Consider the following 22,056-nt stretch of genomic DNA (forward strand, 5'->3'; position numbering starts at 1 on the left):
GACGACCTATTCCCAACGATCCCCCGCCCAACAGTGCCTCTCACTGGCACCGGAGCGACCAACGAGACCAACCGTTGACGGAACAATCGTGCATTCCCAACACCCGCCTCCCCAACAGTGCCTCTCACTGGCACGCCACCCGCCAACGAGACCCACTGTTCGCGGAAAAATCGTGCATTCCCAACACCCGCCTCTCCAACAGTGCCTCTCACTGGCACACCACCCGCCAGCGAAGCCCACCCACCCCTCACGCCGGTGTAGCACGGAGGCGCATCAGGCGTGATATCCTGACGGTAGTCGACAGACAAAGGAGGAATCATGGCGCGAACACTGACCGTCCAGGCCGTTGTTGCATCTGCCGGGAGTCGCGCCCTGTGTTGTCTGTCCGCCTTCTGTGCACCGAGCTGTCAGACACCGAGCTGTCCGTCCGATCGGGCATAACCGGGCATAACCGGGCATAACCGCCAGCTGGCGCGTCCGCGAGCGCCGCGAGTCTTCGCCGCGCCGCCTGACGTCATTTTCTTTTACGATTCCGCCGCGTCCCGCGAGTTTCCGCTGTGAATTTCCACCAGGAATTTCCACGATGGATCCGCTGTATCCGCGGACGGGCAGAGCGTACCCGTATCAGCATTCATATCCGGCGCCGCCGTAGGCGCCTCAGGACGGCCCACCATATCCATATCCGGGCCGCCCGCCATCACAGGAGTTGTTATGTTCACCGTCACCACGTCCATGTCCACCGCCCCAACCGCCGCCTCTCCGTCCCGCACATCGGCCTCCGCCGCGCCATCGCTCACCCCGCGCCTGCACGGCGTGAGCGAAACCATGCTGCAGACGCTGGCCATGCGCGGATTGTACGCAGGCGACATGCTGGCCATGAGCCTTCTGCGCCGCCTCGATTACGATTTCACCGCCGCCATGCGTGATGACGCCCTGGCCGAGGCGGTCGTGTCCCGCACTCGCGCGCTCGACACGCTGGCCACGACCTTCGCCGCCCTGCATCCGCACGGGGCCGTCGTGAATCTCGCGGCCGGGCTCGACACGCGCTTCCACCGCATCGCCACGGCGGATATGCGCTGGTTCAACGTCGACCTGCCCGACGTGGTCGAGGCGCGACGATTGCTGTTGGGCCATAGCCGGAACCTCACCGATATCGCGGCGGACGCGACCTCGCCCGAGTGGGCGCGGATCGTGCGCGAGGCCATGGACGGCGCACCGATCGCGCCATCCGTGTCGCCGTCCGCCCCGCGCACCGCATCGGCCACGCCGTCCGCCCCGTCATCGCCGCAAGCCGCGACGCACCCCACGCCGCGCCCGGCCGCCGGCCATCGTCTGAACCGCGTCCCCGTGCCCCCGACGCTTGTGCTTATGGAAGGCCTGTCGATGTACCTGAGCGATTCCTCCCTGGGCACCATCATGTCCATCGTGGCGGAGTACTTCCCCGGCGCCACCTTCGTGTCGGAAACCATCACGCCGGAGTTCATTGCGGACGCTGACATGCCGTCGATCCGCGCCACCGGATCGCGTTTCACCTGGGGCGCGGAATCGGGCGCGCAAATGGAACGCCTCGAGCCGCGGATGCGCTGGCACGCCGATATTCCGCTCGAAACGCACGGCCACTACCTCGCGGTTTTCGCCGCCTGAGCCGACGCAAGCCGAGCCCTACGCGGTTTTCGCAGCCTGAAGCAGCTCCATCACGCGCTCGTAGCCGGGCGTGGGCGTCGGATCGAAGGGGTCGAGCAGCTGCGTCTCGGCCTGCCTCCCGTCCACCGAGGCGGCCACATGCGTCCAGTCTGCGGACCACGTGCAGCCCGGCGTCTTGCCCGCGGCGGCCACGAACGCGCCGCGCAAGGCCGCGCGCGTATCCGCCGGCGGCGTGTCGAGCGCTGCGTCCACGGAGGCGTCGTCGAGCATCAGACGCATCTGGTCGTGTGCCACAAGGGATTCGAAGATATGCCCGTTGGCAACATCGTGGTAGTCGAGGTCAAACTGGCGGATGCGCGCGGCCCCCAGATCGGGGTGACGCAGCTTCATGGACTGCACGAAGCGGTATTTCGCAGCCCAGTCCACCCAGCTCGACAGCTCGGTGATGTCGGCGAAATGCACGGAGTCAAGCGCCTTCGCCCACAGTTCGAGGCATTCGGGCGCGTCTGCCACATCCAGCGCCACGTCGTCGCCGTGCTCGCGCACGAAGCGGTCCGCCTCGCGCAGGTACACGCCCTGGATCTCGAGGGCGCATTTGCGCGTGCCATCGGCCATGTCCAGCGGCACGGTTCCGGTCATATCCCGCGCCACGATTTTGATGGCCTTTCCCGGATCGGCCAGCTCCATGCCCTGCAGCCCCGTCTCGAGGCCGTGGTGCACGGCGTATTCGAGGATGCACAGCACCAGATGCGTGCACGTGAGTTTCATCCAGGTGGCGATCTGCGAACGGTTCGAGTCGCCGAGGATCACGTGGAGGCGGCGGTACATGTCGGAGTTGGCCAGCGGCTCGTCGCGCGTGTTGATCATGGGGCGCGACCGTGTGGTGGAGCTGGAAATGGCGTCGTCAAGGAAGTCGGCGCGCTGCGAAAGGCGGAAGGAGCCGTCCGCGGCCCATGTGCCGGCGCCCGTGTACAGCTGGCGGGTGATGAGGAACGGGATGAGCTCGCGCCCCAGCAGCGACAGCGGGATATCACGACGCACGAGGTAGTTCTCGTGGCAGCCGAAGGAGTGACCGGCCGAGTCGACGTTGTTCTTGTACAGGTGCACGCGTGCGTTCGCCCCGTACTCGGACCTCACGAGCTCCTGCGCGTCGAGCGCCATGCGGCGCATCGTGCGCTCCCCCGCCGCGTCCATGCGCAGCGCGTCGATGGGGCGCGTCGCCTCGGCCGTGGCGTACTCGGGGTGCGAGCCGACGTCAAGGTAGAGGCGCGATCCGTTCGCGGTATACGTATTGGTGCTGCGCGTGGCCGCCACGACGGGGCGGAACATGAGCATGGCCACGGTTCCCGGATCGGGTTCGCGCTCGGCGCCCGTCACGGAGATGCCGTACTCGGTTTCGATGCCGAAGATGCGGCGCAGGCTCGGATCGGCCTGCGGCAGGTCGGACATGGAGATGCGCGATCGGCTGTCCCTGAGCTGCGGCACCTGTCACTCGCCGCCCTTCTGGACGAAGTGGTTGACGTAGTCCTCGGCGTTGTTCTCGAGAACCGATTCGATGTCGTCGAGAACGGAGTCGAGGCCCTCGGCGGCGTCCTGGTATTCGACGGACGGCGCGGCCTGCGTCTGGGATGCGTTCCCGGCGGCGTTCACGATGGCGTTCGCGGCGGTGACCGGCTTGCGAATCTGACCTTCCTGCGGCATTGTGACCTCCTGTGTGGCCTGATGATGGCCTCTGTATGGCCCTGTTCGGCCTGCGCGGACGGCGCGCGGTTCGTGCGCGGTCCGTCGGCCTTACTGTGGCCCCGCCCGGAGCGGGGCCGGCGTTCCGTAGGCTAGATTACCTCACGCCTCAGGCCGCGTCACCCGGCGCGGCCGCATCGTCGCCGCCAGACGCGCCCGGCTCCGTGCTCTACGCGCCCGTCCCCGCGCCTGCGCCCGGCGTCCCGGTCAGGTACGGGATGAGCTCGTCGCGCAGCAGGCCGTTCGTGGCGAGCACATCGTTGTCGGAGCTCCAGCGAATCTTCCCGCCGTCCCATCTCTCGAGCGTGCCCTGCGCCTCCCAGACCACGGCCGTGGCCGCGGCGACGGCGGGGACGTCCCACGAGTGCAGCGCGGATTCGAAGTAGGCATCGTATGTTCCGTCGGCCACCTTGCACAGGTCGAGCGAGGCGGGGCCGATGCGCTTGATGTCGGCCGGATGCCCGGCCAGCGACGCGGCCTTCTCGAGCACCTGTTTGGATTCCTCGGGGAAATACGACATGCCGAAGCAGATCATGGAGCCGTCGAGCGAGCGCGTGGCGGACGGGATGACGGCCTCGCGCTTCTCCTCGCCCTGCGGGGTGCGGCGGATGCGGATGGCGCCCTCGCCGCGCGCCGCGAGGTACATGAGGCCGAGCGCCGGCGCGTACACGACGCCGAGGATCGGATACACCTCCCCCTGGCCGTTTACCTCGAGGATGGCGATGGTGATGGTCCATTCGCTGAGGTTGCGCATGAAGTTGATGGCGCCGTCCAGCGGGCACAGGCTCCAGAAGCGGTTGCCCGGCGTCCGGTCTCCGCCGCCGTCCTCCCAGAAGCCGTTGAGCGGGTTGATGGCGCTGACCTTGGCGCGCAGGAAGTCCATGATGGCGTCGTTGACGTCGGTGGTGTAGGCCTTGCCCGGCTCTTCCTGCCTGGCCTGGGTGCTGTGCGGGCGCAGCTGCATGCGCAGCGCCTGCGCGCCCGCTTGGGTGGCGACCTGCGAGATGTCGAAGGTCAGCGAGCGCATGAGATTCGTATCCGACGTCTCGAGCGCCTTCTGCGCGTCGACGGGCTCCTCGGAGCCCTGGCCGCCGGTGGGCGTGGGGGTGATGATGTTCCTCATATGACCCTTCCTTGCACGATGTCTTACACGATGTATACGGCGCGTCTCACGGCGCGCCGGGGCGCGGTCTGCCGGGGGATGGGCCCGTGCCGTGCCGTTCCTGTGGGCGGGACGCCGGGAGGCGTTCCGCGAAAGGGATTGCGGGGTTCCGTCGGACCCGCGTGCAGCGGTTGTCTCGTTCCGTCGCCCGCTGGGCGCGTCCGGTGCCTCGCGTCCGTCCTCCGGCTGCATCCGCCCCCATTCGTGGCGCTGTGCGCGCCGCTGCCTAGCGGATGATGGGGTGCCGTCGGACGGTGGCCGGCGGTTGCCCGCCTGCCGTGATATCGGTGTGTTCTCGGTTTTCGTTACTGATGGGTGTTCTTGTGTTCCTCTGCCTTATTCGGTTCTTCTGTTCATGCCGGCGGACGATGCCGATATCCGCATCCTCCGGGCGGCGGCGCCGGCTTGCTGGCGTCCGTCGGAAATATTCTATACGCCTCGCACGGCAGGCCGGTATTGCGCCGTGATATTCGCTGACGGCGTGATATTCGCTGACGGAGCGAACGCAGATCAGGCGCCGATGGCACTCAGGAAGGCGCGAATCGCGTCATCCCCCGGCGTGCCGTCCTCCCCCGCGGCCGCGAGCAGCGCTTCGAGCGCCGCCCCGTCGGCGGCCTCGGTATGCGCCAGCGGGTCGGCGCAGTCGATGGGATGCGGTTCGCCGGTCGAATCGTGAAGAACGATGCGCCCCCATCCCGCGGCATGCACGATTCCGGGCGCGCCGTCCACGAGGCGGCCGCGCAGCCACGCGCGCGTGTCTCGCGGCGGAAGTTCCTGCGCCTGCCGGATCTGGGAATCGTCCACCAGCCTCTCGGAACGGGGCCTGACCGATTCGAACACGGAGCCACGCGGCTCGAGCGCCGCCCATGCGATATCCGCGGCGCGCAGCCTCGCGTCCGTCCAGTCCAGGGCGCGGCGGCGGCGCAGACTTTCGAGGATCTGCCATTTGAGCAGCCATTCGAGCCGCCCCGCCTCGGCGCGCAGCCCCAGGCGCGCGTCGTCGCCGGCTTGCATAACATGTGCCACGTCCTCGAGCGCCCTGCCCCACATGCCGGCCACGCGGCGCGTGGCATCGTCGGGCCACAGGGGCTCGCCCTGCGTCGTGCAGCCCCAGACGCGCGCCGCGGCGGCGTACACGAGGCCGCGCAGCCTGATCTGCGCCTGCCAGGCGGTGAGGCGCTCGCCGGTTTCCGTTTCGAAAGGCCGGCGCAACGTGAGGTCATGGGACACGTCGTGCATCGCGGCCACCGGGTCGGCCGGCATCAGCGCGGCGATCTGCGCGTCGGCGTCCATGTCGGCGGCTTCGAAGGCGCCGGCGAGCCAGACGATGAGCGCCGTCGTGCCCAGCTTCAGGGCCTCGGGCACGTCCATGCGGTTGGCGTCGCCCACGATGACATGGAAGCGGCGGAAGTCGCCGGTGGAATGCGATTCGTCGCGCGTGTTGACGATGGGCCGGTCGAAGGTGGTCTGCAGCCCGATGCGCGCGTGGAAGTAATCGGCGCGCTGCGACAGCTGGAAACCCGCCTCCTCGCCGCGCTCCCCGAGCCCCACGCGGCCGGCGCCGGTGAAGATCTGACGCGTGACGGCGTGGATGGTGAACAGGCGCGCCAGGCAGGAGAAGGGCACGGCGCGCGGCACGTGGTAGTTCTCGTGCGCGCCCCAGCTGGCGCCCTTGCCGTCGGCGTTGTTGCGGTGCAGGACGATGCGCCGTCCGGTCGCCTCGTTCGCGCGGCGCGCCGCGTCGAGCATCAGCGCGTCACCCGCGCGGTCATAGGCCAGGGCCTCGAAGGGGCCGACGGCCTCCGGTGCCGAGTACTCGGGATGCGCATGGTCCACGTAGATGCGGGCGCCGTTGGCCTGCAGGCGGTTCGTGGCGCGCAACTGCGGGGAGTCGGTGAGCATGCCGGGATCCGCGAGCGCCCGTTCGAGCCGGGTGCCGCGCGCGTCGTTGACAGGGTCTTCGAGGCCGTAGTCCCAGCGGATGGCGGCGCGGGCCCCGTCGCCGGCCGCGTCGATCACGTCATGGCTCAGCTGGATGGGATTGGCGCCGGGATCGGCGAGGTCACTGACCGCGTATTCGGTTTCGATGCCGATGACGCCCATGGGGCTGCGCGCCGGGGACGCGGGGTCCGCCGCCGGCGAGCCGAGGAACGCCCCGGGCGCGGGGGACGCCGCGCCGCCGGTTCCGGAGATGCGCTGTGCGCCGTCGATATCGTGGTAAGCCATTCGCCTGTCCTTCCGTTTTGTCGCCACGCCGTCCTGCCGCCACGCCGCCGTCGCGGCGGGCTGCGTGGCGCACCGTGTCTATTTGATGCCGCCGTCCGTGAGGAAACTCGCGCCGCCTGACAGCGCCGCGTCGCCGGTCGACAGCAGCACCTGCGAGACATTGTCGCCGATGCCGGCGATGCGCGCCCACTGCTGCACGTTCTGCGAGGTATACGCCTGGCTCGCGGCATCGCTGGACTCCGCGAACTCCTGCTGCACCGCCTGCAGCAGCCCGTCGCGCGTGATCAGTGACTCGCCGCCGTTCGCAATGGAATGCTTGAGCGCCGCCATCTTCGCGCGGTTCACGATGCTCGCGAGCATGGCGCCGGAGCACAGGTTGCCCAGGTACACGTCGCTGCGCACGCCTTTCGAGTCGTAGACGGCGCAGATGTGGCGGCGGTGCGATTTCTCGTACACGTCGGTCACCACCGCGTTGATGAGGCTGTCGGGCGTCTCGTTCTCGTCGATCGGCAGGTCGGTGGTGATGTAGCGGCGCAGGATGTCGACGGCCTGCTCGGGGCCGGGGCGGTCGATGCGGATCTTCACGTCGAGGCGGCCGGGGCGCAGGACGGCGGGGTCGATCATGTCGACGCGGTTCGAGGCGCCGATCACGATGACGTTGTCCAACGATTCGATGCCGTCGAGCTCGGTGAGGAACTGCGGCACGATGGTGGTCTCGATATCGGATGACACGCCGCTGCCGCGCGTGCGCAGCAGCGAGTCGATCTCGTCGATGAACACGATGACGGGCACGCCGCGGGCGGCGCGCTCGCGGGCGCGGGCGAACACGGAGCGCATCGTGCGTTCGGCCTCGCCCACGTATTTGCTGAGGATCTCAGGGCCCTTGACGGAGAGAAACACGCCGGGGCTTCGAGGCGTGTCGGGGGTCTGTGCGGCCGACAGCGCATGAGGGTCCGCCGGCGCATGCGCCGCCTGGGAGGCGGGCGCGTCGTCTTGCATGAAGCCCTTCGACAGCGCGTTCGCGATGGCCTTGGCGATCAGCGTCTTGCCGTTGCCCGGAGGACCGTACAGAAGCACGCCCTGCGGGGGCTTGAGGCCGTAGCGTTCGTACAGGTCACGATGCAGGAAGGGCATCTCCACGGCGTCACGGATGCGCTCGATCTGCTCATCGAGGCCGCCGATGTCGGCGAAGGTCACGTCGGGCGCCTCCTCGAGCACGAGATCGTTGGCATCATAGCGCGGAAGGACCTCGACGGCGTAGTGGCCGGATGCGTCGAGCAGCACGTCATCGCCCTCGGCCACGTCGCGGCGTGCGATGCCGCCGCCGCGCAGCACCACCGCACGGGCGCCGGAGGAATCGTCCACCAGGAGCCGGTCGGCGCCCAGCAAGGAGCGCACGCGGCGCACGGGGCCGGTGATTGTGGTGGACACGGCGCGCACAAGCACGAGATTGTCGTTGAGCAACACGCTCTGGCCGGGCGTCAGGTGGTCGACCTTCACCTGTGGCGAGACCACAACGATCATGCGGCGGGCGCCCTGGATAACCTCCGCGGTGGCGCGCTGCACGCCGCGGTCGATGCGCGTGGAGTCGACGCGCACGAACACCGCGTAGGTGGTCGGCGGATGCGCGAGGTCGTTGAGGCGCGAGCGCGCGTCGGTCAGCTGCTCCCCCGCTTTCGAGAGCGCCGCTGCGAGCGCGTGGTTACGCTCGTGCATGGCGTCGAGGCGGCGCGCCATCTCGTCGAGCCGGGCCTCGTACCGGCCGCGTTCGGAGGTCATATCCGGCGAGGCCGGGGCGTAGGCGGCGGTGTCCGCGGCGCAGTCAGACGCGGCGCCGCGATTGCTGTCGGTCCCACGATTGGCCGCGACGTCGTTCCCAGCGACGTCGTTTCCAGCGCCGGCGCCCGCGCCGTTGCCTGTCAGTGCGTCCATATGCGCTCCTTACTGATATATTCCGTTCCGCCCGCCGCCGGCCGAAAACCCGGCCGCCGCGTCGGACCCGCTGCCACCACGGTACGACGCACGCTGGAGAGCCGCGTCACGCGGTTCGCGACCAGCGCAATCCGCCTGACGGGCGGTACAGGTCCCGCGCATCCACCGGTGCACGATGGGTTTCCGGAAGGCCCCGGGGCCCGCGCCACACCCTTCCGCATGGAGAGGGCGCCATGTAGAATAGCCGTGTTTATGCGGCCGCACAGCCCGCCGAATCGTGAAGAAAGCCGATAATGACCCCCACTGAACAGAACGCATCATGCCGACGCCTCCTCGTGATGGATATCGATTCCACACTTATCGACGAGGAGGTCATCGATCTTCTGGGCGACGCGTCGGGTCACGGCGAGCAAATCGCCGCGATCACCGAACGCGCCATGCGCGGCGAAATCGACTTCCGCGAGGCGTTGCGCGAACGCGTCGCCCTGCTCAAGGGCCTGCCCGACACGGTGTTCCATGACGTGATCGGCCGCACGCATTTCACCACCGGCGCGCTCGACCTCATCGACGAATGCCACCGCCGCGGCTGGACCGTCGGCGTGGTGTCCGGAGGATTCCACGAGGTGGCCGACGAACTCGTGCGCCGCGCGCATATCGACCGCTGCCTGGCGAACGGCCTGGTGGTGCGCGACGGCGTGCTGACCGGGCAGATCGACGGAGACATCGTGACGAAGGAATCGAAGCTCGCCGCGCTCACCGCATGGGCGGCCGAGGACGGCGTGCCGATGGACCGCACGATTGCCATCGGCGACGGAGCGAACGACATCCCCATGATTCTCGCGGCCGGCACCGGCATCGCGTTCTGCGCCAAGCCCATCGTGCGCCAGACCGCGCCCCATTCGATCACCACCCGCGACCTGCGCCTTGCGCTGCCGATTATCGACGGCGCTTCTGCCGAGGGCGCCCGTTAAAGCCCGGCACCGGGCGCAGGCGGCGATGATGCCGACCGCGCCCGCCTTCCCCATCTCCTGCGGACGGGCGACACGCCGAAGACGCCGATTCCCCACGCCATGGTTCACCAAGAGTTCACGCAGGAGGTGTTTTTCACCTTCCGCAGCGCGCACAGACGGCGTGATTTGTCGAACATGTCGAACAGTTAAGTCGATTAAGTAGAAGACGCAATGTAATATTTACTAACATTTGCCGTAATTGGAACGCGACCGATGGATTCCCGCGAAGCGGGGATGCCCAGCGAAGCGAAAAATGTTCGAGGTGGTGTTCGATATTCGTTTTCCGTTCGAACGACACGCCGAGAAAGCCCTTGGAAATCAAGGCCTTTCGCGACACGCCGAAGGAGCGCGACACGCCGAAAAAAGACGAAGGACTTTTCCATAACCTCACAGAGCCGGAGTGCCACACACGTCAGAGAATAGACTGACTCCAAATCGCGAGTTTTAGGCGGTGCAAGGGACTTGTACACTAAACATCTCATTTGTTTACTAAAATTACCCCACAGGTTCGCATTACAGTTTGTTACACATATTCTTCATTGTTGTCTTTTTTTACACATATTTTTGGCCTTTGCTCAACAACTCGTTGAAACGAGGCTATATAGTTTTAATCGTTCTCAGGCAAACACTCCATTCAGCTTGAGGGCTTAGAATTCAACCGTGGTTTTCGAGGAATCCATCGCTTGCTTCGGCAAGCCAAGGCAGGAGATTCATAAACTCCCTATCACTCGAGTCTTGTGCCGATGTGGAAACCAAAGGAAGCGCGGAGATTGGCGCGAGGTTTTGTCTCTCCCTTTCCCCTCAGAGCCAATACGAATTCTACGGGCATAGCCCGTGGGTCTCTGACAAAGATGTCCGGAGATCCTTGTTTATAGCCGCCATTTCCCCATGGCGGCTTTTTCATATCCCGGACCATATGGATATCCCTGACCATGCCAACGCGGCATATCCCAAGGCGCGCGGGGCGCCGCATGTGCCTCGCCAGGCCGCACGCGGCGCCCCGTCACGCCCTCCCCTGCCACGTCTCCAAGGAAGAACCTACGTCGCCCTATGCGGTCCGGCGCAGAAGGCTGATGAACATCTGGTCGGTGTCGTGGACGTGCCCGAACAGCTGCACATCGCCGGGACGCGCCGGAAGCGGGATGCCGGGGTTCACGCCGTGCAGCACGGCCGTGGCGTCGCACCGCTCCGCTTCGGGATGCCCCTCAAGCGCGGCGTCCACGATCTGCGTCGTCTCGGGCAGCGCGGGCGAGCATGTCACATACGCCACCACGCCGCCGGGGCGCACGGCGCGCAGGGCGGATTCGAGCAGGCCCAGCTGCAGCTGCGTCAGGGCCGTCAAATCGGCCTCGTCCTTGCGCCAACGCGCCTCGGGGCGGCGTCGCAAGGCGCCGAGACCGGAGCACGGGGCGTCCACAAGCACGCGGTCGAAGCGTCCGGGGAACATCTGCCCCAGCATGCGCCCGTCGAGCTCAAGAACATCATCGATCACACCGTCGGGCAACGCCGACACGTTCTCGCGCACAAGGTCGGCGCGGTGATGCGTGGGCTCGTTCGCGGTCACCGTGGCGTGGCGCCCCGCCGCAATCGAGGCGAGAAGCGCCGTCTTGCCGCCGGGCCCGGCGCACATGTCAAGCCAGGCCGTGTCCGGCCCGTCCAGCGGGCATGCGGCGAGAGCGAGCGCCGCAAGCTGCGATCCCTCGTCCTCCACGCCGGCGCGGTGCCCGCGCACCGCCGCGAGACGCTCCGGCGTCACGCCATGCACACGCAGCGCATAGGGGCTCCACAGGCCGAGTTCGTGCTGCGCCGTATGAGGCAAAGCCGCGATGATCTCGTCGCGCGTCACAAGGCCTGGACGCGCCACGAGCGTGACGCTCGGCGGCTCGTTGTCACGCTCAAGCAGCGCATCGATGGCGCTGCCAAGCGCAACATCCGACGTAGCACGAGGAGCCGCGCCAGGCGCCGCACCCTCCGCCGCGCCATCCGCACCCTCCGCGACGTGACGCCACGCGGCGTCATCGTATCCGGAGGCACGCCACGAGGCGTCGAGCGCCTGCACGATCCAGTCGGGGTGGCTCCACCGCACGCCCAGGCGCTCGGCGGCGTGGTCGCGCGGGATACGCGAGGTGACGATGGACTGCCATTCCTTGAGCCCGCGCGCCACGACGCGGTGCATCACGGCGTTCACGAAGCCGCCGGCGTGCGCCCCGACGCGGCGACGCGCCAGGCTGACGCTTTGCGAGACGGCGGCGTGGTCGGGCACGCCGAGGAACAACGACTGGTAGGCGCCGAGGCGAAGAACCGTCAGCGTGGCGCCGTCGATCGCCTCGCGCGGGCGTTTGGCGGCGGCCGCGACGATGGCGTCGAGAAGGCGCATCCAGCGCAGCGTTCCGTAGACGAGGTCGGTGGCAAAGGCGCGGTTGCGCTCGGGCATGTCGCGTCCGGACAGCAGGCGCGGCGTCAGGAGGTTCGCGTAGGCGTCCTTGGCGAGAACGTCGGTGAGGATGTCATAGGCCACGACACGCGGGTTGTTCCGAGGCGTGTCGCGTGGTGTCGCATCGTGTGGTGCCACTCCACGATGCGCCCCGCGCCCGCGTCCCGGCCGACCGGAGCCGCGCCGGGGCGCGGAGTGGCGGGAGCCATCGTGTTTCCCGCCATCGTGCTTTCCGCCATCGTTGCCGGCGCCGCCATGCGCAAAACCGTCATGTGGTTCAGTCACAGTACGCGTCCTCCCCCAGACGCGCGCCGCGCGCCCAGTCGGCGCCGCGCATGTCCTTCTTGCCCTGCGGCTTGACGCGCAGCAGCTCGAGCGGGTCCGTGGATGTGCCCACCCACACATGGCGTTTGTCGACGAACAGCTCGCCCGGGCGCAGCGCGCGGAAGCGCTCGGCGCAGGCCTCGGGAACGGCCCGGGCATCGGCGATGCGCGCCTCGTCCACGTGCAGCTTCGATCCGTCGGCATCCCCGGCCTTCGCGTCCGCTGCCCCCGCGTGCACGACGCACCAGGCTCCGGGTTCGGGCGTGCAGGCGCGGATCTGACGGTCCGCCGCGAAGGCGGGCACGTCGAAGCGGATATGCGCGTCCTCGGTGCGGATCTTGGCCGCCACCTCATACGCCCCCTGGGGCTGCGGCACGAGCAGGGCGCGGTGCTCGGCCACCAGCTGCATGGCGGAGCACAGCACATGCCCGCCATCCTCGGCCAGGCGCGCGAACAGTTCGCCGCTTGTCTCATGCGGCCCGATCTCGGTGGTGCTCTGCGCCAGGATAGGACCCTCGTCCATGCCCTCGGTGATGCGGAACACCGTGACGCCGGTCACGGTTTCACCCGACCAGATGGAGCGCTGCACCGGGGCCGCGCCACGCCACTGCGGAAGCAGTGAGAAATGCAGGTTGTACCAGCCCTCCGGCATGGCGTCGAGCACGTTCGGGCGCAGGATGTTGCCATACGCCACCACGGCCGCCGCCTCGGCCCCGAAGGCCTTGAGATCGTCGAGGAAGCCCTCGTCACGCGGATTCCTGTCGAGAACCGGCAGCCCCAGCTCCTGGGCCGCCACCTTGACGGGGCTCGGCATGACCTTGCGGCCGCGTCCCTGCGGCGCGTCGGGGCGCGTCAGCACGCCCACGAGCTCGATATCGCCGCCGGCCTGCGCCAGCATCCTCAGAGACGTGACGGCCACGTCGGGCGTTCCTGCAAAAAGAATCCTCATATCGCTCCTTGTCCGTGCATGCGCCGGCCGCTGCCCCGCATGCCATCCACCCATTGTGCCATCGGCCGGCTACCGGAAGGCTCGGCTGCCGAAAGGCTCGGCTGCCGAAAGGCTCGGCTGCCGGATGGCGCCGAACCTACGCGGCCACCTCGTCGCCCGGATGCGCGTCACCGCGCGGAATGGGCACGCCGGCGTCCGCGAGCGCGCGCCGCAGCGCCCTGGGGTCGCCGCCGAAGCAGATGCCGCGCATACCCGTCTCGTTGGCTCCCACGATGTTCTCGGGCTTGTCATCGATGAACACGGCGCCGGCCGGGTCGATGCCGAAGCGCTCGTAGGCCATGCGGTAGATCTGCGGGTACGGCTTGCGCACCTTGACGAATCCCGACACCACGTAGTCGGCCAGAAGCTGCAGCGAGGGGAAGACGCGGCGGGCCACCGGGAAGTCCTCGAAGCCCCAGTTGCTCAGGCCCCAGACGCCGAGTCCGGCGTTCCTGATGTCGAGCACCAGCTTGCGCGAGCCGGGCACGGAGCCGATGAGCGTGTCTTCGAAATTCGCGCAGTAGTAGCGGTACATGCTCGCCCACTGCTCGCCGTGCGTGCGCGCCATCCACTCGCAGGCCTCCTTGGTGGTGGCGCCGGCGTCGACCATCGAGTAGGCGTCCACGAATCCGGAGACGGAGTTGTCAAGGAAGGCGTCGATGGCCTCTTCGCCGTAGCGGCCGATAAGCGCCATGCGCGGGTTCCAGATGGTGAGCACATTGCCGAAGTCGAAGACGACGTCGGTGACGGGGCGCCCCTGCGCCGCCGCGGCGGGGCCGCGGGAGACGATCGTGTCACGCGGCATGCCCTGCGCCGCCTTGCCATACTCGCTGACGTCCATCGGATCCTCCTTCCGGCCTCAGGCGCCGTCACGACGCCCGGCCATATTCGAGCGGCCGGGCATGGGCCCGGCCGGCCTGTGTGCATTGTGCCACACGCGCCTCCCAGATGCCTGCGCAAGCCAGACGCCCGCGCAAGAAGCCGACGCACACCGCGCTGCACACCGACGCACCGCGTCGTCGCATGGCACACGCCGGGATCCTCGCCCGTCAGGCGAGGTCCTTGGGGTACATCTGGAAGCGCAGCTCCACGCGGTTGCCGCGTGCGGCGTGGTCGGCCTCGGCCACGTGAAGACGGTGCGCAAGCTCGTCGGCGCGGGCGTTGGGCACGCGCACCACGGCGCGCACGCGGTCGTTCATGCCGTCGAGCGTGCGGTCGCTGACGGTTTCGGGCGGCGGAATGGGAATGGGGCCAAGCACGGAAGGCATGGCCCCCATCGGCGTGTCGATCATGGCGAAGTCTCCGTCGTTCAAAGCTCCGATGGCGCGCAGGGCGTTCATGACGGCATCACGATTGCCCCAGACATCGGCCACCGTGACGCAGGGCGGAAACGCCGCGTCGGCGCGTTCCTGGAGCTCCTGACGCGCAAGAACGCGCGGGTCCCAGGCCATCAGCGAGTCGCCGACCTCGGGGAAGGTCTCCCCCAGGAGCATGACGCACCCGTCGTCGCCCGCCGGCGCGCACAGGGATGTGGCGTGCATCCATCGCACCAGCGTGTCGACGCGCGCGTCGAGACCCTGCCGGTACTGGCTGGTCCATGCGTCGAGGATGGCGACCGCCGCGTAAGGCGTCCGCCCGGCCATCGTGGACCCTGCCACTGTGGGCCCTCCGGACGCCGACCCTGCCATCGTGGATCCTGCCGGGGCCTCGATGAACGGCTCGCACCACGGCGTGGCGACCACCACGCACGGGTCCGGCCCGATGCGCGGCACAATGCCCTGCACCTGCGACGACATAACCACCGGCACGCCGCGCAGCAGCCCCGTCAGCTCCTCCATGGTGCCCCGTGCGCCGACACGCACGGCGCGCAGCGTCGTGCCCCCGCATTCGGGGCATGCCCACTGCCCCGCCGGCGCGCCGCACCAATCGCAAGACGCACCGTCGCCGCGGCGCACCAGCGGCCCCGTGCAGCGCGTGCAGCGGGCGCGCTCATGGCATGAGGCGCACGCGAGCGCGTCGGACGGCGCATCGGCGGGCAGCGACAGCAGCACGGGGCCCCGCTCCAGACCCTTCGACAGCAGGCGCACGGCCGTCATGGGGATGCGCGCGCCGATGGTGGGGTCGAGCCGGCGCTGCAGCTCCTCGTGGTCGAGCCACAGCATATGGGGCATGAGCTCGCGCAAAGCGTCATGCGTGGCATGCACCTCGAGCACGGACACGTCAGTGCGCTCGGCATCCCACTGCGCCTGCGCGCTGCGGGTATGCCCCGTCACCACGAGGGTGCCGCGGTGCTCCCTGGCGCGCACCTCGAGCACACCGCGCGCATTGGCATAGGGCATGAAGCCGTCTGCGTTCTGGTAGACCATGTCATCCACGAGAACGAACAGCGGATTGTCACCCACCGGCGCGTACATGACGCCGCGCGTGCCGACGGCGCATCGCACGGCTCCCAGGGACATGGCGAGGAAGGCCCGGTAGCGGTCGTCCTGCGGCATGGAGCTGAGCATGACGGCCGCATCGCCGCGCCACCACACGTCGCCGTCGTGGTCCAGCGCGGAGCGCAGCGCGGCCGGCGCGTCCTGCGGCACCTCCTGCAGCGCGGCCTGGCGCGGCGGCAGGACACTCGAGAATTCCTTGAGGCCCATGGCGCGCAACGATTCGACCGCCTGCGCCACATGCCGCGAATCGGGCAGCACCACCACGACGGGGCGATCGTGCATCAGCGCCCTGGCGACCATCCACGCCACGTCATCCGCCCATGTGCCGGGCCCCGGCAGGGAGTCCCAGACGATGCGCGGCGCATCATGCGGCGCGGGCGCGTGCACGGTTCCGGCGATTCCGGTGATTCCGGCGGTTCCAGCGGCGGCATCGTGCGCCTCGGCAGCATCGGCGGAGGCATCGTGCGCCTCGGCGGAGGCATCATGCGGCGCCGCCCTGCCCCTGTCGTCCGCAGTCGCGTCGTCCGCAGCCTCGTCGTCCCAGCCCCACCGCGGCGTGTCGATGGCCTCGATGAGCCCGTCGGCGTTCGCATAGCAGCGGCGGATGCGCGCGCATTCCTCCTGTTCGCGCCTTTCGATGCGCTCGCTCCATTTGCGGCGCGGGCGCATGCGGTCCGTCTCCGCGTCCACGTAGGCGATGCGGGGCGGAATCGCGACGCGCATGATATTGGCCACGGTGCCGCCGAAATGGTCGGCGATGCATTCGAGGTCGTGGCGCATCACGGCGTTGAGCACGGGCTGGGGCGAGAGAACGGATTTGATGAAGCGCAGGCTCGAGGGCTGCACATCCGTGGAATGTCCGCGCGACCAGATGAACCCGTCGAGCGTCTGCCCGCCGAAAGGAACGCGCACGCGCACGCCGGGCCGGGCGTCGGCATCGTATTTCACTGACACGAGGTAGTCGAAGGTGCGCCCCAGGTGCGCGGCCTGCTCGTAGAGCATGACATGCGCGATGGGGTCGTCCTGCGCCGGCGTGCGCGTCGGCGGCGTCTTGGGCTTGCGCCTGGCCCGCGGCTTGCGGGTGCGGCGCCCGGAACGCGACGACGCGCCGCTTTCGTCAAGCAGCGCGTCGAGCGTGATCTGTTCTTCCGCATCCGAGTCATCCATGCCTACCACCATAGCGGAGAACGCAGGCCGGCGGAGGACGGGATGCGCGGCGTCACTCCCCGAGCGCGGCGGCGCGCAGGGCCTCGGCCCTGTCGGTGACCTCCCACGGGAAGGTGACGTCGGTGCGGCCGAAATGGCCGTAGGCGGCGGTCTTGGAATAGATGGGGCGCAGCAGGTCGAGCTCGTCGATGATGGCGGCGGGGCGCAGGTCGAACACCTGGCGCACGGCCTTCTCGATCTGCCCGCGCGTCACGCCGTCGCGCTCCGTGCCGAAGGTCTCCACGTTCACGCTCACCGGGTCTGCCACGCCGATGGCGTAGGCCACCTGGACCTCGGCGCGGTGCGCGAGGCCCGCGGCCACGATGTTCTTGGCCACCCAGCGCGCCGCGTAGGCGGCGGAGCGGTCCACCTTGCTCGGGTCCTTGCCGGAGAACGCGCCGCCGCCGTGGTGCGCGGCGCCGCCGTAGGTGTCGACGATGATCTTGCGGCCGGTCAGGCCGGAGTCGGCGGCCGGGCCGCCGAGCACGAAGGAGCCGGTCGGGTTCACGAGGATGCGGTAGCCGGTGTGCTTGATGCGGTCGCCGCACACCTCGTCGAGCACGGGATCGATGACCTCCTCGCGCAGCTGGTCGCGCAGCCAGTCCTGGTGCACCTCGGGGTCGTGCTGGGTGGAGATAAGCACGGTTTCGATTTCGCGCGGCACGCCGTCGTCATCGTAGGCCACCGTGACCTGCGTCTTGCCATCGGGGCGCAGATGCGGCACGATGCCGTCCTTGCGCACCTGCGCAAGGCGCTGCGCCATACGATGTGCCAGCGTGATGGGCAGCGGCATGAGAACATCCGTCTCATCGCAGGCATATCCGAACATCACGCCCTGGTCGCCGGCACCCTGCGTCTCGTAGCGCTCCTCGTCACTGTTCGCGACACGGCTGACGCCCTGGTTGATCTCGGCCGACTGACCGGTCAGAGACACGAGCACGCCGCAGGAATCGGCGTCGAGGCCGATGGCGGAGCTCGTGTAGCCGATGCGGTGAAGCACGGAGCGCACGGTGGCGGGGATGTCGACGTACCCGGAGCTCGTCACCTCGCCGAACACGAGGAAGGCGCCGACGGTGGCGCACGTCTCCACGGCGACGTGGGAATGCGGGTCCTGGGCGAGCAGCTGGTCGAGGACGGCGTCGGAGATCTGGTCGCAGATCTTATCGGGATGGCCCTCGGTGACGGATTCCGCCGTGATGAGATGCGGTTCGGACATGGTTACTCCTTTACAGCCTGTTGCGGCACACTTATTGATGTAAGGAACGATGCAGCACTCCCGCGAACCGGGGCGCGATGCCGTTGGCTTGCGACGGAAGGCGAATCGGTTACATCATAATCGCGACGCGGCACAAACGCGGCCGCCCCGGCATCGTCCGCCGCGATGGCCCGCCATCGACCCGATCGATAGCGGGCCCGAACAATGGCACGACCCAGCCGGAGGCAGAACAAAGGCAAAACAAAAGGCACCCGCCGCAGCGGATGCCTGTGGGAAACCCGAGGAACCTCGGAAGGAACCTCAGTTGCCCTCGTTGACGTCGTCCTCGCCCAGCGTCTCCTCGAGCAGGCCGTCGTTGATCTCGCGGAACGCGATGGACAGCGGCTTCTCGTTGTTCTGGTACTCCACGAGCGGGCCGACGTTCTGCAGCAGGCCCTCGTTGAGCTGCGTGAAGTAGGAGTTGATCTGGCGTGCGCGCTTGGCGGCGAACACCGCGAGCGCGTACTTGTTGTGGTTGGTGCGCTTCATGAGGTCGTCGATCGGCGGATCGGCAAGGCCCTTCGGTTCGGGGCTGGTACCCAGTGGCATAGTGTTGTGCTCCAGACTGCTTTGATAACCGAGACTCGGCGACGGGGACGCTGACGCGCGTCGCCCTCATCGCATGCAAAGTCACAGTATACAACAGGCCGCGCCATGCCGCCACAATCCCCCGCTTCCTCCACGATTTTCCCATCGTTCCGCCGTCGTCGGAGCCATCGCATTGTTATCCGCCAAGACCATCGCCGGGGATGGAACCGCCATCGCCGGGGATGGAACCGCCCTCCAATAGGCCCCTCCCCGTCCCCGACACGCCCCAGCCTCCCCGTCCCAAGAACAATGTGAGAGCCACGCGAAGCCTTATGGCGAAGAATCCTCGCCACGAGCCACGATGCACCCGCCTTGGCCAGGCTAAGACGCAAATCCGGCCCTTCATGGCGAAGAATCCTCGCCACGAACGGCCATTGCACAACGGGGACAGCGAAATCGTGGGAAAAGCACCTTCATGGCGAACAATCCTCGCCACGAGGCAACACCCCGGGCGGCCATCGGACCAATCGTGCGGAAAAACGACTTCATGGCGAACAATCATCGCCACGAACGGCCATTGCGCAACAGAGACAGCGAAATCGCGGGAAAAAGCACCTTCATGGCGAACAATCCTCGCCACGAACGGAGCGGGGACCTGGCATAGGGAACGAAACGATGCCGCTGGCCTTCGCCGCACACAAATGTTCACACTGAAGGGCCCTGACCCCGCGAAAACCCCGCAAAACCCGAGCCGCCGCCCTTCACCGCACACAAACACTCACACTCAACGGCCCCGACCCCACCAAAACCCCGCAAAACCCAAGCCAACCGCCTTCACCGCACACAAACACTCACACTCAACGGCCCTGACCCCGCGAAAACCTTGCAAAACCGAACTCAACGCCCTTCACCGCGCACAAACGCTCACACTGAAGGGCCCCGACCCCACCAAAACCCCGCAAAACCCAACTCAACGCCCTTCACCGCACACGAACACTCACACTCAACGGCCCGCGCCACCCCGCCACAGCCCGCCACCCCGCCACGCCCCGCCGCACCCTCCCGTCCGGGCGCCAGGTTCGCTATTCGACATACGGTTATGTCGCGCGCGCGAATGCGGATAGATTGGGAGACATGAAAATGAGATCTGCAACAGTTATGAATGGTCGAATGTTCGCCGGCGCCCGCGCCCTCTACCGCGCGGCCGGCGTCGACGAGAAGGACTTCGGCAAGCCGATCGTGGCCGTCGCCAACTCCTTCTCCGAATTCCTGCCCGGACACGTGCATATGCAAAAACTCGGGCGCGAAATCTCCAAGGCCATCAAGGAGGCCGGCGGCATCCCGCGCGAGTTCAACACCATCGCCGTGGACGACGGCATCGCCATGGGCCACACGGGCATGCTCTACTCCCTGCCGAGCCGCGACATCATCGCCGACGCCGTGGAATACTCCGTCAACGCGCACTGCGCCGACGCCCTCGTGTGCATCTCCAACTGCGACAAGGTGACGCCGGGCATGCTTATGGCCGCGCTGCGCCTGAACATCCCGACGATTTTCGTCTCCGGCGGCCCGATGGAAGCCGGCGTGACGGTGGTCAACGGCAAGGAGGAGAAAACCGACCTCATCGACGTCATGAGCGCCTCCGCCGACGACAACGTCTCCGACGAGCAGCTGCTCGCCTACGAGCGCTCCGTGTGCCCGACCTGCGGCTCCTGCGCCGGCATGTTCACCGCCAACTCCATGAACTGCCTGACCGAGGCCATCGGCCTGGCCCTTCCGGGCAACGGCACCACGCTCGCCACGCACGCCTACCGCAAGGAGCTGTTCGACAAGGCCGGAAAGCTCATCGTGGAGCTCGCCAACCGCTACTACCACGAGGACGACGAGTCCGTGCTGCCGCGCTCCATCGCCACGAAGAAGGCCTTCGAGAACGCCATGACCATGGACGTGGCCATGGGCGGCTCCACGAACACCGTGCTGCATATCCTCGCCGCCGCGCAGAGCGCCGACGTGGACTTCACGCTCGACGACATCGAGCGCATCTCGCACACCGTGCCGTGCATCTGCAAGGCCTCCCCGTCCGGCGACTGGGAGATCTCCGACGTGCACCGCGCCGGCGGCATCTGCCGCATCCTCGGCGAGCTCGACCGCGCCGGCAAGCTGCACCGCGACGTGCACTCCGTCGACTACCCGGACCTCGAGTCCAAGCTCAACGACTGGGATATCCGCCGCGACACCTGCACGGAGGAGGCCAAGCGCCTGTTCCACGCCGCGCCGGGCCACGTCAAGTCCGTCGAGGCCTGGTCGCAGTCCAACACCTTCGACACGCTCGACACGGATCCGATCAACGGCGCCGTGCACGACATCGACCATCCGGCCGTGACCGAGGGCGGCCTCGCCGTGCTGCGCGGCAACCTCGCCCCGAACGGCTGCGTGGTCAAGACCGCTGGCGTCGACAAGTCCATCTGGCATTTCAAGGGCACCGCGTTCGTGGTGGATTCCCAGGAGCAGGCGTGCGAGGCCATCCTCGGCGACAAGCTCAAGCCGGGCGACGCGCTCGTGATCCGCTACGAGGGCCCGAAGGGCGGCCCGGGCATGCAGGAGATGCTGTATCCGACCGCGTTCGTCAAGGGCAAGGGCATCGGCAAGGAAGTGGCGCTTATCACCGACGGCCGCTACTCCGGCGGCTCCTCCGGCCTGTCCATCGGCCACGTGGCCCCCGAGGCCGCGGCCGGCGGTCCGATCGCCCTCATCGAGAACGGCGACGAGATCGAGATCAACATCCCGGAGCGTTCGATCAGCCTCAACGTGCCCGACGATGTTCTCGCCGCGCGCCGCAAGAAGATCGAGGACGGCGAGGGCTACCGCCCGCACCGCGACCGCAAGGTCTCGCTTGCGCTCAAGGCCTACGCCGCCTTCGCGCGCTCGGCCGACAAGGGCGCCACGCGCGACCCCGAGCTCATCAACAAGCTCGCCAACCTCGACTGATCGGCTAGCCGACCGTCTAGGACTGTCGTAATCGGGCCCGTGGAAGCCATGCCTCCACGGGCCCTTTCGTAACACCCATCCCTCGTAACACTGTGATGGCCTGCGGACACAATCGGGTGTTTCCGAACGGAAAAATCGTGTTTTCTGTCCGAAACCCATCACATTGTTGTGGAAAAGTGCG

Annotated in this window: 14 protein-coding genes; 3 read left to right on the top strand and 11 right to left on the bottom strand. The window is 67.7% G+C overall.

The genetic code is table 11. The features are described 5' to 3' along the window. Positions 1-711 precede the first annotated feature (711 nt). Positions 712-1,644: a class I SAM-dependent methyltransferase gene (locus tag PSRA_RS04775; protein WP_094660768.1), complete on the top strand. Its 933-nt coding sequence runs from the start codon at positions 712-714 to the stop codon at positions 1,642-1,644. Between the two features lie 18 nt (positions 1,645-1,662). Here PSRA_RS04775 and PSRA_RS04780 read toward each other — a convergent pair whose 3' ends face one another. The 5 genes from PSRA_RS04780 to arc all read right to left on the bottom strand — a co-directional run bounded on the left by PSRA_RS04780 (position 1,663) and on the right by arc (position 8,551). Beyond that, positions 1,663-3,129, bottom strand: a complete 1,467-nt coding sequence (locus PSRA_RS04780) for a proteasome accessory factor PafA2 family protein (RefSeq protein WP_094660769.1) — start codon at positions 3,127-3,129, stop codon at positions 1,663-1,665. Between the two features lie 3 nt (positions 3,130-3,132). After that, positions 3,133-3,345 carry a ubiquitin-like protein Pup gene (locus tag PSRA_RS04785; RefSeq protein WP_094660770.1) on the bottom strand — a complete coding sequence of 71 codons (213 nt, stop codon included), beginning with the start codon at positions 3,343-3,345 and terminating at the stop codon, positions 3,133-3,135. Positions 3,346-3,553: 208 nt separating this feature from the next. Further along, positions 3,554-4,411 (bottom strand): inositol monophosphatase family protein, encoded by an 858-nt coding sequence (locus tag PSRA_RS04790; RefSeq protein ID WP_094660882.1) that lies wholly within the window; start codon positions 4,409-4,411, stop codon positions 3,554-3,556. Positions 4,412-5,056: 645 nt separating this feature from the next. Further along, on the bottom strand, positions 5,057-6,649 hold the full coding sequence (gene dop, locus PSRA_RS04795; RefSeq protein WP_094660883.1) for a depupylase/deamidase Dop: 1,593 nt from the start codon (positions 6,647-6,649) through the stop codon (positions 5,057-5,059). 201 nt (positions 6,650-6,850) lie between these two features. After that, entirely contained in the window at positions 6,851-8,551 is a 1,701-nt protein-coding gene (gene arc / locus PSRA_RS04800; protein WP_094660884.1) for a proteasome ATPase, read from the bottom strand. A gap of 446 nt (positions 8,552-8,997) precedes the next feature. Between arc and serB the strand changes: the two genes are divergently transcribed. Then, on the top strand, positions 8,998-9,675 hold the full coding sequence (gene serB, locus PSRA_RS04805; RefSeq protein ID WP_094660771.1) for a phosphoserine phosphatase SerB: 678 nt from the start codon (positions 8,998-9,000) through the stop codon (positions 9,673-9,675). A 1,087-nt stretch (positions 9,676-10,762) separates the two neighbouring features. Here the strand turns inward: serB and PSRA_RS04810 are convergent. From PSRA_RS04810 to rpoZ, 6 genes are all read right to left on the bottom strand, one after another. Then, positions 10,763-12,433 (bottom strand): transcription antitermination factor NusB, encoded by a 1,671-nt coding sequence (locus PSRA_RS04810; protein ID WP_211280483.1) that lies wholly within the window; start codon positions 12,431-12,433, stop codon positions 10,763-10,765. Further along, the gene (gene fmt / locus PSRA_RS04815) at positions 12,426-13,421 is read right to left on the bottom strand and encodes a methionyl-tRNA formyltransferase (protein WP_094660773.1); all 996 of its coding nucleotides are present in this window, start codon (positions 13,419-13,421) and stop codon (positions 12,426-12,428) included. The genes PSRA_RS04810 and fmt overlap by 8 nt, the downstream gene beginning before the upstream one ends. Before the next feature lie 136 nt (positions 13,422-13,557). Beyond that, positions 13,558-14,301 carry an HAD family hydrolase gene (locus tag PSRA_RS04820; protein ID WP_245834902.1) on the bottom strand — a complete coding sequence of 248 codons (744 nt, stop codon included), beginning with the start codon at positions 14,299-14,301 and terminating at the stop codon, positions 13,558-13,560. Between the two features lie 208 nt (positions 14,302-14,509). Then, positions 14,510-17,065, bottom strand: coding sequence for a primosomal protein N' family DNA-binding protein (locus PSRA_RS04825; protein ID WP_094660774.1), 2,556 nt, complete (start codon positions 17,063-17,065; stop codon positions 14,510-14,512). A 52-nt stretch (positions 17,066-17,117) separates the two neighbouring features. Further along, positions 17,118-18,320 (bottom strand): methionine adenosyltransferase, encoded by a 1,203-nt coding sequence (gene metK / locus PSRA_RS04830; protein ID WP_094660775.1) that lies wholly within the window; start codon positions 18,318-18,320, stop codon positions 17,118-17,120. 300 nt (positions 18,321-18,620) lie between these two features. Next, positions 18,621-18,908, bottom strand: coding sequence for a DNA-directed RNA polymerase subunit omega (gene rpoZ, locus PSRA_RS04835; protein ID WP_094660776.1), 288 nt, complete (start codon positions 18,906-18,908; stop codon positions 18,621-18,623). A gap of 1,113 nt (positions 18,909-20,021) precedes the next feature. On the opposite strand from rpoZ, the gene ilvD reads away from it, so the two are divergent. Further along, positions 20,022-21,875, top strand: coding sequence for a dihydroxy-acid dehydratase (gene ilvD, locus PSRA_RS04840; protein ID WP_094660777.1), 1,854 nt, complete (start codon positions 20,022-20,024; stop codon positions 21,873-21,875). Positions 21,876-22,056: the final 181 nt, after the last annotated feature.

Source organism: Pseudoscardovia radai (assembly GCF_002259605.1).
Lineage (GTDB): Bacteria > Actinomycetota > Actinomycetes > Actinomycetales > Bifidobacteriaceae > Pseudoscardovia > Pseudoscardovia radai.